The following is a 14,990-nucleotide window of genomic DNA, read 5'->3' on the forward strand; positions in this document are numbered from 1 at the left end:
CGCGTACCCCGGTCCGCTCCGCCCGCTTCGGCGGACCCCTTCGCCGGGACCGGCCGGCCCGCCTGAGAGCATCGACGCATGCCCAGTCCCGACATGAGCGGTCCCGACCTGTCCGGCCCGGGCGGGCCGTCACCGGCTCTGCCGGACGCGCCGCCGCTCACCGCCGCGGCCGCCTCCCGCTGGCGGGCCGCCCGGACCCTCTGGCCGCCGGAGCGGCGGCGGCTGGACAGCCGCCTGCTGGCGCTGGTGCCGGTCGCCTTCATCGTGCTGGCGACCGCGCTGGAACCGGTCGCGAGCGCCTGCACCCCGGCGCAGCCCTGCGTGCAGTCCTGGCCGAGCGCCCTGGCGACCTTCTCGGTGTTCGCCGAGGTGATCCTGCTGCTCGCCAGGCCGCGCGGGCTGGCGCTCGTACCCCTCGCGGTGGCGGCCGGGCTCTGGTACCTGCCCGGCGGCCTGCAGAACGAGATCTGCCGCTGGACGGCGCTGGGCAGCCAGGGCTTCCTGGCCGTCGTCCTGATCGGCGCGGAGCTGGGCCGGCGGCGGGCCCGGCACCAGCTGGACGTCCTGATGGGCACCCCCGAGCCCTACCCCTGGACGCTCGCCGGCGTGCCGTCGCCGGTGCCGCCGCCGACCCGCCGGGGCGGGCGGCGCGTGCTGGGCCGGCTGCTGGTCGCGGTCGGTGTGCTGCTCGCGCTGACCGGGCTGGTGCGCCAGGCGCAGAGCGAGCACCGGGCGGACGGTGCGGCGCGCGTACCGGGCACCGTGCTGTCCGTCGACGAGGCGTCCGGCACCGCCCGGATCGGCTACCGGCTGCCGGCCGGGGACGCGGCCCGGGCCGAGGGGAGCGCCGGCGCCGGGCAGAGCGCCGCCGGCCGGCCCGACCACGAGTTCGAGGCGGACGTCCTGTGGAGCCCGCCGCCCGTGGCCGGCGACGCGGTGCCGCTGCTGGTCGACGGCGAGGACTGGGTCAGGATCGAGGGCCAGCCCTACGACCCGACCGACCTGGCGTTCGCGGGAGCGCTGCCGGCGTTGCTGGGCGCCCTGCTGCTGGGCTCGGCGAGCCGCTGGGTGCGGATCCGGCGGGGGCTGGGGGAGCCCTGCGCGCCGGCGCTCGCGGTACTCGTCCAGCTGGACGGCAGGGGCAGCCTGCTGGTCCGGCCGGTGGACGGCGACGGCGCGGCCGAGGGCCGGCCGCTGTGGCGGCTGCGGGCCGCCGAGTCGTACGTGTGGAGCGTGCGCCGGGGCTGGCGGGAGGACGAACCGCGCGACGGCGACGACGAGGAGTACGACGAGGAGGACCAGGGGGAGGAGCCCGGGGAGCAGCTGTCGGTCGCGTTGCCGGAGCATGCCGCCGCCGTCTTCGAGGCCGCCAACCGGCCCGTCCCCGCGATGCTCTACCGGGGGCCGGACGGGCCCTACGCGCAGTTGCTGGTCCGGCCGCAGATGTCGCCGGACGGGCCGGAGCCGGGCTGGCTGGCCGTGGTCTGCCGGGAGGGCGTGCTGCCGCCGAGGCGCGGCCCGCGCCACCGGCGTTACCTGGAGGACGAGCTGGCCGTCCCCGCACTGGCCGCGCGGACGATCGCGGCCGCCCCGGCCGACGGCCCGCCGCTGCCGCCGCAGCGCTGGGAGATGCCGCTGGCCCTGCGGCTGTCGGCCGGGCCGCTGGTGGCCCTGGCGATGGCCCTGCTGGTGCACCTGCTCGGCTCGCGGTCCTGGGGCGCCGGGCTGGTGCACCCGCTGCTCGCGGGCATACCCGTGTTCCTGGCCGCGGCCGGCGCGCTGACCTGGCAGGCGGCGATCGACGGTCGCGGGGTCGCGGTGGTCTCCGGGATGACCCGGCGCCTCGTCCCGTGGGAGCGGATCAACGCGGCGGCCGTGCACCGGCACCGCCTCACCGTGCAGCTCACCGACGGCCGGGAGCTGCGGATCGGCAGCCGGCCGGCCCGGCTGCTCAGCCGCCACCTCGGCGGCCCGTACGACCCGGAGGCGGTCGCCGCGGCCATCGCCACCGCCGCCCACCGGCCGGCCCGCCGCCCGGGCGCGGCCCTGCGCGAGCGGCTGCTCAGCCCGCAGCTGCTGGTGAACCGGGCCGCGCTGACCGGCTACATCGTGTTCGTGATCGCCCGGTTCGCGTTCTGACCGGGCGCCCGGCGGTACCGCCCCTCGGCACACGGGCGACGGCGGCCCCGGCGGGTCAGGGGCAGGCGATCTCGGCGGCCGTGGCGGCGCCGCCGGCGGCGGACGGTGCGGCGGGCCCGGCCGGTGCCGGGGAAGGCGCGGCGGGGGCGGGACCGGCGCCGCCGGCGGGCGTCGCGGCCGCGGCCGGCGGGCCGGGGGCACCGGCCGGGGCCTGCGCCGCCGGACCCTGGTAGTCGCTGCCCGCCACCACCTGCAGGGTCCCGCCCAGCCCGGGGACGGCGACCAGCTCGGCGCCCGGCAGCGCGGCCGCCAGCGTGCGCGCCGACTCGTCCCAGCGCGGGTCGTACCGGACGACCGTCCGGGCCGCCGCCTCACCGCCCGGCGCGTTGGCGGGGGCGCCGGTGGTCGCGAAGCCGGCCCGGCGCAGGTCGGCGTCCACCCGGGCGCCGAGCCCGGCCGTCCCGGCGCCGTTGAGGACCTGGACGTGCACCTGTTCGGGCGCCGTCGCCGGCACCGTGGCGGGGGTGGCCACCGGGGCGGCGCCGACGGGGGCCGGGGCGGCCGCGGCGGGCGGCGGTGCGGCGGGCGCGGCGACCAGCGGCCGCCCGGCCCGGACGGCGTCGAACAGGGCCTTGGCGCCGGCCTGGTCCCAGAGCACGGTGGAGCCCCAGCCCGGCACGGGGTGGTCCACGACGCCCAGCGGCACGGTCGCGAAGTCGGTGTTCCCGGCGGACAGGCCCCGCAGCCGGGTGGCCAGCGTGACCAGCTCCCCGACGTCGAGGTCCTTGTCGGCCTTGATCGAGCTGAGCACACCGTCCGTCAGCCGGGCGAGCTTCACCGGGTTGAGGAGCGTCCCCGAACCGGCCGCCTGGTGCAGCAGCTGCGCCATGAACCGGTGCTGCCGGTGCATCCGCCCGAGGTCCGCGCTGCCGTCCACGTACCGGGCCCGGACGTACTTGAGCGCGCCCGCGCCGTCCAGGGTGGTGGTCCCGGCCGGCAGGTCCAGGCCGGAGTACTCGTCCTTGAGCGGCTTGGCGGTGCAGACCGGCACCCCGCCGAGGGCGTCCACGGTGGAGACGAAGCTGACGAAGTCGAGCTGCAGGTAGTGGTCGATCCGCAGGCCGGTGTTCTGCTCGACGGTCCGCACGGCCAGCTGCGCGCCGCCCATCCCGTACGCCGCGTTGATCTTGCCCTTGCCGGCCGGCACCTCCTTGCGGGTGGCCTGGTCCTGGTGCGCCGGGATGTCCACGTAGGAGTCGCGCGGGATGCTGATCACGCTGGCCCGGCCGCCGTCCCCGGCGAGCTGGACGATCATCATGGTGTCCGTGCAGTGGCAGGACTTGCCACCCGCGTGCAGGACGTTCTTGAGCGTCTCCTCCGGGATGCCCTCCCGGTCGTCGGTGCCGACCACCAGGAAGGTGGTGGCGCCGTCCTCGGCGGGGCGGGCCTGGTCACCGCTGAAGGCGTCCACCCGGTCCACCGCGGACCCGAGCCCGTTCAGCACCGCCCAGCCCCCGCACGAGGTGGCCAGCACGGCCAACGCGGCGCCGCCGGCCAGCCGCCGGGTCCAGCGGCGGTGCGGCACGGGCGAGGAGGGATACGGCGACGAGGGCATCCTCCGGATGGTATGCGTGCGTGCGGCCGGGCCGGGTGAGGGCACGCCGGGCTCGCCGGGGCGGGCACGCACCTGCCGGAACGCCCGTTCCCGGGCGAGTTCGCAGGAGTGCCAGGACCGGGACGAGACTGGGACCCACCTGCACCGGTACGGTTGGCCTCGATGAACACCAAGGCTGCTGAGGAGCTGCCGGCGGTCTCCGTGATCATGCCGGTGCTCAACGAGGAACGACACCTTCGCACCGCTGTCCGGCACATCCTGGAACAGGACTACGCCGGCCCGATGGAGGTGGTGATCGCCCTCGGTCCGTCGAGCGACCGGACCGACGAGATCGCCGCCGAACTCGTCGCGGAGGACTCCCGGGTCCGTACGGTGCGCAATCCCACCGGGCGCACCCCGGCGGGGCTGAACGCCGCGATCCGCGGGTCCAGCCATCCGATAGTGGTGCGCGTCGACGGTCACGGGCTGCTCACGCCCGGATACGTCACCACGGCCGTGCGGCTGCTGGGCGAGATGGAGGCCGCCAACGTCGGCGGCATCATGTTCGCCGAGGGGGAGACGGAGTGGGAGAAGGCGGTCGCCGCCGCCATGACGTCCAAGATCGGCGTCGGCAACGCGGCGTTCCACACCGGCGGCTTGGCCGGCCCGGCCGACACCGTCTACCTGGGTGTCTTCCGGCGCGAGGTGCTGGAGCGGCTCGGCGGCTACAACGAGGAGTTCGTCCGCGCCCAGGACTGGGAGCTGAACTACCGCATCCGCCAGAACGGCGGCCTGATCTGGTTCACCCCGCAGCTGCGGGTCACCTACCGCCCGCGCCCGACCGTACGGGCGCTGGCCAAGCAGTACAAGGACTACGGCCGCTGGCGCCGGGTGGTCACCCGCTACCACCGGGGTTCGGTCAACATGCGGTACCTGGCCCCGCCGGCCGCCTTCCTGGCCGTGGTGCTGGGCCTCGCGCTGAGCGCCGTCCACCCGGCCTTCCTGGCGCTGCCGGCCGGCTACCTGCTCGGCATCCTCGGCGGAGCGGTGACCGAGGGCCGCGGCCTCTCTTTCAAGGCCCGCGCGCAGCTGCCGGTGGCCTTCGCCACCATGCACCTCAGCTGGGGCTTCGGCTTCCTCACCTCGCCCCGGTCGCTGGCCCGCAAGGTCATCGGGAGCCGTCCGCCGGCCAGCACCGCGACCACGGTGCGACGGGCTGAGACGGGCTGAGACGGGCTGAGACCGGCTGGGGCCGGCGGGGAGGCGCTGGGACAGGCTGGGCGGAAAGCCGGCCGGCCGCGGTGCGCCCCCGCCGGCCCGGGCCGCCGTCGGGGTGCTCAGAGCCACTGAAGGGCCACTGAAGGGCTGCTGCCGGGCCGTTCGGCGGCCCGCTCCAGGGCCCGTTCCAGGGCCCGCTCCCGGCCCGCGACCGCCTCAGCGGGTGAAGGTCCCGAACTTGGCGCCGCCCGAGCAGGCGGTCTCGTCGCCGGTGTGCACCGAGGTGTCGCTCGGCACCGCGGTCGGCACCGGGGCCGGCCCGGCGGTCGCGGTACCGACCGCGGTGCCCGCCCGGTAGTCCGCGCCCAGGGTGACCAGGACGCTCCGGCCGCCGCCCGTGGCGCTGACGGCGGACTCCGGCAGGCCGAGCGCCTTGGCCAGGACCTCGGCGGCGCCCTTGCGGTCGGCCTGGCCGTACGCCACGGTGCTGGTGGCGACGGGCTTGGCGGTGTTGTGGCCGACGGTGACCGGGTAACCGAGTCCCGTGAGGGTCTTCTGCGCCGAGGTGGCCAGGCCCGGGGTACCGACGCCGTTGACCACGTTCACATCGACCGTGGCCGGTGCGGCGGGCGGGTCGGCGGGCGGCGCGGGCGCCGGGGCCGAGGTGGCGGGTGCGCCCGCGGCCGGTGCGGTGGCGGCCGGGTCCGGCGCCTGGTCGGGGCCGCCGGTGAGCGACCTGTCGGCGCGGATCAGCGCGAACAGCTGGTCGGCGGCGGGCTGGACGAAGCGGTCCTTCTTCTTCAGCTCCCGGTCCGGGTCGTCGTTGGTGTACTCCACCGCCGGCTGGGCGAAGGCGACCTCGGCCGGCTTGATGTTCTTCAGCTCGGAGGCCAGCCCGACCAGCTTGGTGGTGCCGGCTATCGCGTCGTCCACGGTGATCGACCGGGTGGCGGCCTCGATCACCGGGAACGCCTTGGTCGGGTCGAGCAGGGTGCCCCGGTCGGTGAGCTTGCGCAGCAGCGCGGAGAGGAAGTCCCGCTGCATCGAGAACCGGCCGACGGCGGTGCCGTCCTGCACGGCGTACCTGGTCCGGACGAACTGCAGGCCCTGCTCCCCGGTCAGGTGGCTGCGGCCGGCGGGCAGGTCGAGGTGCGAGTCGCTGTCCTTGATCGCCCGGCAGAGGGTGACGTCCACGCCGTCGACGGCGTCGGTGAGGTCCTTGACGCCCTGGAAGTTGACCACCGCGAAGTGGTCGATCTTCAGGTTGGTGACGGACTGCACGGTGTCCTGCACGCAGCCGGGACCGCCGCGGCCCATCGCCTCGTTGAGCGGCCGGTGCTTGACGGCGGGGGAGGTGCGCCCGCTCTGCGGGTCCTTGCAGGCGGGCAGGTCGATCAGGGTGTCCCGGGGGAGGTCGAGCGCGACGGCCGAGCGCCGGTCGGGGTAGACGTGCAGCACGATGTTGACGTCGTTGTTGCCCTGGCCGACGTTCTCCTGGTCGCCGTAGGCGCCGCCCAGGTCCTTACGGCTGTCGGTGCCGATGATCAGGATGTTCATCGCCGTCCGGCCGTGCTCGTCGGCGGCCCCGCCGGGCGGCGGCGCGTTGCCGGCGCCGAGCGGCGCGTGCTGGATGTTGGCGTCCAGGTGCCTGATGTAGAGGTAGGCGCCGGCGCAGCCCCCGACCAGGGTGAGCCCGGTCGCGAGGGCCACCGGCCGGAGCCAGCGGCGGCGGTCCGGTCGTTCGGCGGCGGGCCTGCGGTGATGGCCCGGCCTGGCCGGCGCGTGTACTGCCATGGCGGTCCGCCACCCCTCGTGACCGTGGCCCCTGATGGGCCGTCCGGTGGGGAACCTACCGGAGGTCACGACAGCTGATCGGATGTGTTACATAGTCAGAACAATGCTGGGACGGTCACTTGGCACAGAGGTCGGCGTCGTCCGCCTCGACCCGCTGCAGGTCCTTGGGGGCCTCCGCGGCCGCCGCCCCGGGTGCGGCGGCGGCCTGCGCGGCAGCGACCGCGTCCTTGCCGAGCACCACGACCAGCGGGTCCTTCGCCCCGGCCCGGGGGTCTTCCTTGAGCGCCGCCTCCGGCAGTCCGAGGGCGGTGGCCAGTGCGGCCGCCTGGCCCGCCCGGGCGGCCGGGTAGCCGATCGAGCTGGCCGCCGTCGCGGTGGCGTTGGCGGCGGTGGCGGCCCGGGTGAAGCCCGCGGCCTGGAGCCGGTCGACGGTCTTCTGCGCCTGCCCGGGCGTCCCGGTGCCGTTGCGTACCGTGACCGGCACGGCCTTGGGGTCGACCGCCGGGGCTGCCGCGGGGCCGGCCGCCGGGGGCGCCGGGGCGGCGGTGGCCTGGCCGGCCGCCGGGGACTCCGGGGCCGGGGCGTCGGTCAGCGAGCGGTCGCCGGCCACCATCGAGAACAGCTGGCCGGCGTCCGGCTGCTTGAGGACCAGCCGGTTCTTGTCCTGCGGGTCGTCCAGCACCGGCGCGGTGGCGAAGGTGATGTGCTTGGTGTCCACCTTGCTCACGTCCAGCGCGAGGTCCTTCAGGCGGTCGACGGTGTTCAGCCCCGAGTCGACGGTCAGCGCCTTGGTGGCGGCGTTCGCCAGGTTCCACAGCTTGGTCGGACTGGTCAGGGTGTCGCCGCTCTTGACCGCGCGGATCATCGAGCTCAGGAACTGCTGCTGCAACGGAATGCGGGTCAGGTCGCCACCGAGGCCGACGGCGTGCCTGGTGCGGACGAAGGCCAGCGCCTCGTCGCCCTGCACCAGGTGCTTGCCCTTGGTCATCCGCAGATGGGAATCCGGGTCGTTGATGTCCTTCGCGGCGCAGACCTCCACGCCGCCGACCGCGGTGGAGAGCGTCTTCACCGCGTCGAAGTTGACCATCACGAAGTGGTCGATCCGAATACCCGTCAGCTTTTCGACCGTCTTCCAGCTGCAGCCGGGATCACGGCCGTCCTGCCCGAGACTCGTGTTGAACATCGCCCGGGCCTCCCCGGGAATCCTCTTGTCGCCGCTCTGGCAATCGGGGATCGGCACCATCAGGTCGCGCGGGATGCTCAGCACGGTGGCGTTGCTGCGGTCCTTCGCGATGTGGAACAGCAGGGTGGTGTCGGCGTGCCCGGTGCTGCCCGCGTCGCCGTACGAACTCCCGAGACCCTCGCGGCTGTCGGTGCCCAGCACCAGGATGTTCATCGCGTCACCGGCCGGCTGCGGGCGGTCGGCCTCGTCGCCCAGCTGCACCTTCACGGCGGTGATGTTGTTGTTGAAGTGCTCGTACAGGTACAGCGCGCCGCCGCAGCCGGCCACCAGGGCGAGCGCGGCGGCCCCGGCGGTCCACTTGAGCGCCCGGCGGCGGCGGGTCCGGGCGGCGCCGGCACCGCGGCGGCGGGCGGCCCGCCCGCCCGGCGGCGGGGTGTCCGAGGGCGGCCCGGCGGGCGCGGCGCGGGGCCTCGGCACCCTGGGGGCGAGGTCGAGCCGGTACTGACCGGTGTCCGGGTCCAGCACCCACCGGTCGGCGGGGTCGACCTCCTGCGGGGTTTCCTGCACGGCCGTCTCCCTCCCCGGTGCGGTGCGCGGCACGTGGTTCGTGGCCGACCCGGACACCCTAGACGAGCCCGGCGGGGGGATTGAACAGACTGTGATCTCTGCCATGCCCTGTATTCCGGGCATTCACGGACAAAGCCCTGAACATTTCGTCGGAACGCCGCCCGCGACTTCAGGAAATGGACTCTTTCGGGGATTCTCGCCCGCCCGGCTGACGAACTCCCGGCGGAATCGTTCCGGTACGGAACGTGATCAATGCGTCACGCAGCCGTCCGCGTCGGCCGTCCTTCCCTCGAAAACGGGGGAGGGGCTCGGGCCCGGCGGGACGCCCGTCCCGAAGGCCGCCCGGTCGGGTGGCCCGCCGGCGGCCTGGGCGCCCGGCGAGGCCGCGCTGCCCGAGCCGGGAGGCCGGATGGTGAGCAGCCGGTCCTCGCGCAGCTCGGTGAAGAGCTGGGTGGTCTGCGGCTGCACGAACTCGTCGCGGTCCGGGTCGGGCCGGTAGGGGCGGCGCGGCGCGGTCAGGAAGACCACGTTCGCGGGCTCCATCGAACGCAGGTCCCAGGTCAGGTCGTACAGCGAACCGAGCGAGGACAGGCCCTCGTCGGCCTCGACCGAGGAGGTGGCCGCGTCCAGCACCGGCCAGAGCTTGGCCGGGTTCAGCAGCACCCCCTGCGACTGGACCTTGCGGATCAGCGCGGCCAGGAACTGCTGTTGACGTCCCATCCGCTGGGTGTCGCTGCCGTCCCCCAGGCTCTCGCGGGCCCGTACGTACCCGAGGGCCTGCTCGCCGTGCAGGGTCTGCCGCCCGGCCGGCAGGTCGAGCTTGGCGTCCTTGTCGTGGATCGGCTGCGGGACGCAGACCTCCACCCCGCCCACCGCGTCCACCATCGACTTGAAGCCGGTGAAGTCCAGGATCATGTGGTGGTCGATCCGGATGCCGCTGAGCTGCTCCACCGCGCGGATCGAGCAGGCCGGCCCGCCGGTCTCGAAGGCCGCGTTGAACTGCACCAGCCGGGTGCCGGTCCGGGTGCCGTCGGGCAGCTCGCAGGACGGGACGGTCACCATCACGTCGCGCGGGATGCTGACCGCCGTCGCGTGCCGGCGGTCGGCCGCGATGTGCAGCAGGATCGTGGTGTCGGAGCGCCGGCCGCCGACCGAGCCGTACGCGGCGTTGGCGCCCGTCCGGTCGTCGCTGCCGATCAGCAGGATGTTCTCGGCGCCCCGGGCGCCGGCCGTGCGGCTCGGACGCTCGGCCTCCAGCTTGGCCAGCAGCCGCTGGGTCGCGGTGTCCGTCCTGATGTTCCCGTCGAGCTTGCGGTACGCGATCCGGACCAGCGCGCCGCAGGCCAGCAGGACGATGGCGAGGGCGCCGGCGATGATCAGCAACCATCGTCGGCGCCCTCGGCCGGGTTTCCTCTGTTCGGGTGCAGTCGGGGAGTCCTGGGTGTTCTCGTCCTCGGCCATGGCAGGGATGCCTACCCGCCGGCCCGGGGGCGCCGGGTCACCCCAGGCGCAGAGTCACCCGTTCGGAGTCGGTCCGCTTCTCCCACTGATCGGCCGTCAGCGACCCGGAGTTGCGGCACAGCACCACCGAGGCACCGACCGCCAGCGGCGCCAGCAGGCCGGCCTCCAGGCCGGACCAGTCCTCGTAACTCAGGGTGGAGAGCACCCGGTCGCCGGGGCCGATGCCGAGCCGGGCCGCGCCCTCGCGGGCCAGCTGGACGGTCTGCTCGCCGGTCAGCTTCAGCGGCAGGCCGTCCACCGTGGTCTCCAGCGCGGGCGCGTCCGGCGGGACGGGCGAGTACGGTGCGAAGCGGTCGCCCTGGCCGGGCACCTCGGCGGCGTAGTCCAGGAACCCGTCCGGCCGCTGCGGGAAGCGCCCGCCGAGTGGGCGCAGCGCGAGGGCCACCCGTTCGCCGGTGCAGGCCTGCGCGGCCTCCAGGCCGTCCGGGCCGCTGACCACCAGGTCGGCGTCGGCGGGGTCGCCGCCCGGGGCGGCCGTCACCCCGACCGACCAGCAGGCCAGCAGCCAGACGGCGCTCTGCCAGTGGGCGGGTAGGAGGAGCGAGGCGCGGTCGTCGGGCCCGGCGTTCAGCTCGTCCTGGAGCAGGTTGGCGGTCTTGGCGACCCAGTTGTCGAAGGTCCGGGCGGAGAGTTCGACTCTCTCGCCGGTCGCGTCGTCGTAGAAGGTGACCAGCGGGAGTGAGGGATCCGCAGCGGGAGTGCCACCTCGCAGATATGCGTGCAGCAGCTCGACAGGGGTGCGGGCATCGGCAGCGAAAGGCGCAGTCATGGTGCACCCCAGCCTACGGCCTAGGGGGTCGCCACCGGGAGGGGTGAAGGGCCTCGTGAGAAGCGGCGTGGCGTCAGAAACCGGTGCCCGGCCCGGCCCGGGACGGCGGTCGGCGAATGTGATCTTGGGCACCCGGCCGCCCCGGGGCACGCCGGGCGCCCGGTCGGCCGGCGCGGAGGGTTCCGCGGACGGCGCGTGCGGACGGCGCGCGCTGACAGTCGGTGCTCACGGCCGCTGTGCGCGCCCGCTGCTCGCGGCTGCCGCGCGCCCGGTTTCACGGCCGCTGCGCCCGGGCGGTGCCGGCCGCCCCGAACGGGTGTGCCCGGCCGGGAGCGCTCAGCCGACCGGGCCGGGGGTGCGGGCGACCAGCGCCCGCAGCTCCGCGGTCAGCGCCGCGGCCAGATCGGGGCGGCTGCCGTACCCCGCCGGGGTCTGCTGCAGCAGCGCGATCCGCCAGCCGGCGCCCCGGTTCACGGCGATCACCGTGTGCAGCGAGTTGAGCGCCGGATCGATGTCGACGGCGTCCGGCGGCACCATGCCCGCCACCGCGTCCAGCAGGGCCGCCCCGGGAGCCAGCGGGCGGACCCGGCGCACCCTCGCCACATACTCCGCCGGCTCGCGTTCGGCGAGGATCCGGCCGAACTCGGCGGCGATGCCGGACCTCCCGACGTAGCGGACCCCGTCCGGGCCGACAGCCTCGCCGTCCGTGGCGAACGGCCCGGCGAAGGCCGATCCGTCGCCCATGTTCCAGCCCTCCAGCACCCGGTGGTAGAGGCCGCGGACGGCACTCTCGTCGGCGGGGGACAGCTCCGGCAGCCGCGTATCGTTCATAGGTCCATCGTCGGCGAAGGCCGCCCGGCGGGACAGCGGAGCGGGGCCGACGGACGGCCCGGCGCACAGGAGGCTGGTGCGGTGACGGAGGAAGCGGTACGGCGCTGGCGGCCCGGATTCCCGGTCGACCCCGGCCGCGCCCTGCTGCCGCTGCGCCGCGGCCCGGCCGACCCCTCGTACCGCCGGACCGGCGACGGCGCCGTCTGGCGGGCCTCGCGCACCCCGGCCGGGATCGGCACCCTGCGGGTGCTCGGCCGCCCCGGCGACGGCGAGGTCGAGGCGCGGGCCTGGGGCCCGGGCGCCGGGTGGCTGCTGGAGCAGCTGCCCGCACTGCTCGGCGCCCAGGACGACCCCGCCGCGCTGGTGCTGCCCCCCGGGCCGCTGCGCGACGCGCAGCGCCGGCTCGCCGGGGCCCGACTGGGCCGGACCGGGCTGGTGATGGAGTCGCTCGTCCCGGCCGTCCTGGAGCAGAAGGTCACCACCGACGAGGCGTACCGCGCCTGGCGGGTCCTGCTGCGCGACTTCGGGACCCCGGCCCCCGGGCCGGCCGAGGGCATGCGGGTGCCGCTGTCCGCCCGCGAGTGGGCGATGCTGCCCAGCTGGGAGTGGCACCGCGCCGGCGTCGACCCCAAGCGCTCCGCCACCGTGGTGCGGGCGGCCCGGCTGGCACCCCGGCTGGAGGAGGCCTCCGGCTTCGCCCACCAGGAGGCCTTCGCCCGGCTGACCTCGGTGCCCGGCATCGGGATCTGGACGGCCGCCGAGACCCTGCAGCGCAGCAACGGCGACCCGGACGCCGTCTCGGTCGGCGACTTCCACCTGCCGAACCTGGTCGGCTGGGCGCTGGCCGGCCGGCCCCGCAGCGACGACACCCAGATGCTGGCCCTGCTGGAGCCCTACCGCCCGCAGCGCCACCGGGTCTGCCGGTTGCTGCTCGCCACCGCGGGCCACGCCCCGCGCTACGGCCCGCGGCTGGCGCCGAACGACCACCGGGGGCGCTGAGCGGGGCCGGTCCGGCTCCGGGGGCTCCCGCCCGCCGGTCCGTCCGCCCGGTCCGCCCGCCCGGCGGGAGGCCGGGCCAGGGGAGGGCGCCCGCCGCGGGTCAGCGCACCGTGACGAAGGCGTCCGCGCCGCGGTCCGGCCGCTCGCGCGGCGGTTCGGCGGGGCGGCCGACGGCGACGGCGCCCATCGGGTCCCAGTCGGCGGGGAGGTCCAGGGTGGCGCGGACGGTGTCCCGGCAGAACATGGTGGACGAGACCCAGGCCGAGCCGTAGCCCTCACCGGTGAGGGTGACCAGCAGGTTCTCCACCGCGGCGCCGATCGCGACGGTGAACATCTCCCGTTCGGCGGCGGCCCGGCGCGGGTCCGGGTAGGCGTGCGAGCCGTCCATCACCAGGCAGGGGACGACCAGGTACGGCGCGTCGCGCAGCACGTTGCCGCGGGCGGTGCGACGGGCGATCTTCGCGTCGTCCCACCCGTCGAGTTCGCGCAGGTCGCGTTGCCAGGCGGCGAGCATCGCGTCCAGCAGCCGGGTGCGGACCTCGGGGGTCTCCAGCAGGACGAAGCGCCAGGGCGTTGTGTGGTGCGGGGCGGGCGCGGTGACGGCGGCCGCCACCGCCCGGCGGACGGCCGCCGGGTCGACCGGCTCGGCGGTGAAGGCGCGGATGGTGCGCCGCAGGGTGACCGCCTGGCGCAGCGCCTCGGAGGTGCCGAGCCGGAACATGTCGTCGGCGGCCGCCCGGACCATCGGGCGGGCGCCCGCGCCGTCCTCGGCGGTGACCAGGCCGGCCAGGCCCCGGACGACGGCGACCGGGGTGCCGGTGGCCTTGCCCTTGACCAGGTCGCCGGCGGCGGCGAGCTCGTCGGCGGTGGCGGTGACGGTCAGCGCCAGTTCGTTTCCGTGGCTGTCGGTGCGGCCCCGGTGGTCCTCCAGGACGGGCAGGCCGGCGGCGCCGATCGCGACGTCGGTCAGGCCGTTGCGCCAGGGCCGGCCGAAGGTGTCGGTGACGACGACGGCGAGCCGGCGGCCGGTCAGCTGCTGGAGTCGCGCGCGCAGGGCGCGGGCGGAGGCGTCCGGGTCCTCGGGGAGCAGCAGGACGGTGCCGGGGGCGGTGTTGGAGGCGTCCACGCCGGCGGCGGCCATCACCAGGCCGTTGCGGTTCTCGACGATCCGCGCCGGGCCGCGCCGGGCCACCACCCGGACGGTCTCGGCGTCGATGGCGGCCTCGCGGTCGGCGGCGCGCAGCAGCCGGCCCTCCGCCTTGCTGACGATCTTGGAGGTGACGAGCAGGATGTCGCCGTCCTCGAAATCGCCGGCCTTGGCGATCAGTTCGGCGAGGTCGGAGTCCGCGTCGATCTCCGGCAGGCCGGTGACGGGCAGGACGTGCAGGCTCACCGGCGGACCGACTCGGCCAGCGCCAGCGCCTCGCGGGCCATCGCCGCGGTCGCCCCGGTGTCGGTCATCAGCAGCGGGACGGCCCGGCAGCTGATGCCGGCCGCCTCGACGGCGGCCACCGACGCCGCGTCGGCGGTGTCGACCAGCCAGCCGTCGATCAGGCCCTCGCCGGCCCGGGCGCCGTAGTGCAGCGCCACCGCCTCGGCGGTGGCCTCCACGCCGACGGCCGCGAGCACCTTGTCGGCCATCCCGCGCACCGGCGCCCCGCCGATGATCGGGGAGAGCCCGACCACCGGGGCGGCCGCCGCGCGGACGGCCTCCCGGATCCCGGGCACGGCCAGCACGGTGCCGATGCTCACGACCGGGTTGGAGGGCGGGAGGAGGATCACGTCGGCGGCCGCGAGGGCCTCCAGCACGCCGGGCGCGGGCTTCGCGGTGTCGGCGCCGACCGGGACGATCGCCTCGGCGGCGACGGCGGCGTGCAGCCTGACCCAGTACTCCTGGAAGTGCACCACCCGGGGGCCCTGCTCGTCGGTGATCCGGACGTGGGTCTCCACCCGGTCGTCGCTCATCGGCAGCAGCCGCACGCCGGGCTGCCAGCGGTCGCAGAGCGCCTCGGTGACGGCGCTCAGCGGGTAGCCCGCGCCGAGCATCTGGGTGCGGACGATGTGGGTGGCGAAGTCGCGGTCGCCGAGCCCGAACCACTCGGGCCCGACGCCGTAGGCCTTCATCTCGGTCTTGATCGACCAGGTCTCGTCGGCCCGGCCCCAGCCCTGCTCCTCGTGGATGCCACCGCCGAGGGTGTACATCAGGGTGTCGAGGTCCGGACAGACCTTCAGTCCGAAGAGGTGGATGTCGTCGCCGGTGTTGCCGATGACGGTGATCTCGTCCGCGGGGGAAACGATCTCCTTGAGGCCGCGCAGGAAGCGCGCTCCACCGATTCCGCCTGCCAGTGCCACGATGCGCATGAGCCCATCCTGCC

11 protein-coding genes are annotated in these 14,990 nt (G+C 75.6%); 3 read left to right on the plus strand and 8 right to left on the minus strand.

From position 1 onward, the window contains the following. Positions 1-78 precede the first annotated feature (78 nt). Positions 79-2,139, plus strand: a complete 2,061-nt coding sequence (locus tag OG689_RS25470; protein WP_266323201.1) for a hypothetical protein — start codon at positions 79-81, stop codon at positions 2,137-2,139. Between the two features lie 55 nt (positions 2,140-2,194). Here OG689_RS25470 and OG689_RS25475 read toward each other — a convergent pair whose 3' ends face one another. Then, positions 2,195-3,754 (minus strand): LCP family protein, encoded by a 1,560-nt coding sequence (locus OG689_RS25475; RefSeq protein ID WP_266323202.1) that lies wholly within the window; start codon positions 3,752-3,754, stop codon positions 2,195-2,197. 162 nt (positions 3,755-3,916) lie between these two features. On the opposite strand from OG689_RS25475, the gene OG689_RS25480 reads away from it, so the two are divergent. After that, on the plus strand, positions 3,917-4,963 hold the full coding sequence (locus OG689_RS25480; protein ID WP_266323203.1) for a glycosyltransferase family 2 protein: 1,047 nt from the start codon (positions 3,917-3,919) through the stop codon (positions 4,961-4,963). Between the two features lie 204 nt (positions 4,964-5,167). Here OG689_RS25480 and OG689_RS25485 read toward each other — a convergent pair whose 3' ends face one another. The 5 genes from OG689_RS25485 to OG689_RS25505 all read right to left on the minus strand — a co-directional run bounded on the left by OG689_RS25485 (position 5,168) and on the right by OG689_RS25505 (position 11,616). Continuing rightward, a complete protein-coding gene (locus tag OG689_RS25485) occupies positions 5,168-6,745 on the minus strand; it encodes an LCP family protein (RefSeq protein ID WP_266323204.1) in 1,578 nt (525 codons plus the stop codon). A 115-nt stretch (positions 6,746-6,860) separates the two neighbouring features. Then, the gene (locus OG689_RS25490) at positions 6,861-8,495 is read right to left on the minus strand and encodes an LCP family protein (RefSeq protein ID WP_266323205.1); all 1,635 of its coding nucleotides are present in this window, start codon (positions 8,493-8,495) and stop codon (positions 6,861-6,863) included. A gap of 249 nt (positions 8,496-8,744) precedes the next feature. Beyond that, on the minus strand, positions 8,745-9,878 hold the full coding sequence (locus OG689_RS25495; RefSeq protein ID WP_266323206.1) for an LCP family protein: 1,134 nt from the start codon (positions 9,876-9,878) through the stop codon (positions 8,745-8,747). A 115-nt stretch (positions 9,879-9,993) separates the two neighbouring features. After that, complete coding sequence (locus tag OG689_RS25500) at positions 9,994-10,785, minus strand: TIGR03089 family protein (protein ID WP_073926817.1); 792 nt, start codon at positions 10,783-10,785, stop codon at positions 9,994-9,996. Between the two features lie 336 nt (positions 10,786-11,121). Next, positions 11,122-11,616 (minus strand): SgcJ/EcaC family oxidoreductase, encoded by a 495-nt coding sequence (locus OG689_RS25505; RefSeq protein WP_266323207.1) that lies wholly within the window; start codon positions 11,614-11,616, stop codon positions 11,122-11,124. An 81-nt stretch (positions 11,617-11,697) separates the two neighbouring features. Between OG689_RS25505 and OG689_RS25510 the strand changes: the two genes are divergently transcribed. After that, positions 11,698-12,615: a DNA-3-methyladenine glycosylase 2 family protein gene (locus OG689_RS25510; protein ID WP_266323208.1), complete on the plus strand. Its 918-nt coding sequence runs from the start codon at positions 11,698-11,700 to the stop codon at positions 12,613-12,615. A 100-nt stretch (positions 12,616-12,715) separates the two neighbouring features. On the opposite strand, the gene OG689_RS25515 is transcribed toward OG689_RS25510, so the two are convergent. Together OG689_RS25515 and cofD are read right to left on the minus strand one after the other, a co-directional pair. Then, positions 12,716-14,008: a coenzyme F420-0:L-glutamate ligase gene (locus OG689_RS25515; protein ID WP_266323209.1), complete on the minus strand. Its 1,293-nt coding sequence runs from the start codon at positions 14,006-14,008 to the stop codon at positions 12,716-12,718. Next, the gene (cofD, locus tag OG689_RS25520) at positions 14,005-14,976 is read right to left on the minus strand and encodes a 2-phospho-L-lactate transferase (protein WP_266323210.1); all 972 of its coding nucleotides are present in this window, start codon (positions 14,974-14,976) and stop codon (positions 14,005-14,007) included. The genes OG689_RS25515 and cofD overlap by 4 nt, the downstream gene beginning before the upstream one ends. Between the last annotated feature and the right edge of the window lie 14 nt (positions 14,977-14,990).

The sequence above is a fragment of the Kitasatospora sp. NBC_00240 genome, assembly GCF_026342405.1.
In the GTDB taxonomy this organism is placed as follows: domain Bacteria; phylum Actinomycetota; class Actinomycetes; order Streptomycetales; family Streptomycetaceae; genus Kitasatospora.

Coding starts and splice junctions, on each gene's coding strand:
- OG689_RS25480 (WP_266323203.1), top strand. CDS start 3,917: ATGAACACCAAGGCTGCTGAGGAGCTGCCGGCGGTCTCCGTGATCATG.
- OG689_RS25475 (WP_266323202.1), bottom strand. CDS start 3,754: ATGCCCTCGTCGCCGTATCCCTCCTCGCCCGTGCCGCACCGCCGCTGG.
- cofD (WP_266323210.1), bottom strand. CDS start 14,976: ATGCGCATCGTGGCACTGGCAGGCGGAATCGGTGGAGCGCGCTTCCTG.
- OG689_RS25500 (WP_073926817.1), bottom strand. CDS start 10,785: ATGACTGCGCCTTTCGCTGCCGATGCCCGCACCCCTGTCGAGCTGCTG.
- OG689_RS25470 (WP_266323201.1), top strand. CDS start 79: ATGCCCAGTCCCGACATGAGCGGTCCCGACCTGTCCGGCCCGGGCGGG.
- OG689_RS25485 (WP_266323204.1), bottom strand. CDS start 6,745: ATGGCAGTACACGCGCCGGCCAGGCCGGGCCATCACCGCAGGCCCGCC.
- OG689_RS25505 (WP_266323207.1), bottom strand. CDS start 11,616: ATGAACGATACGCGGCTGCCGGAGCTGTCCCCCGCCGACGAGAGTGCC.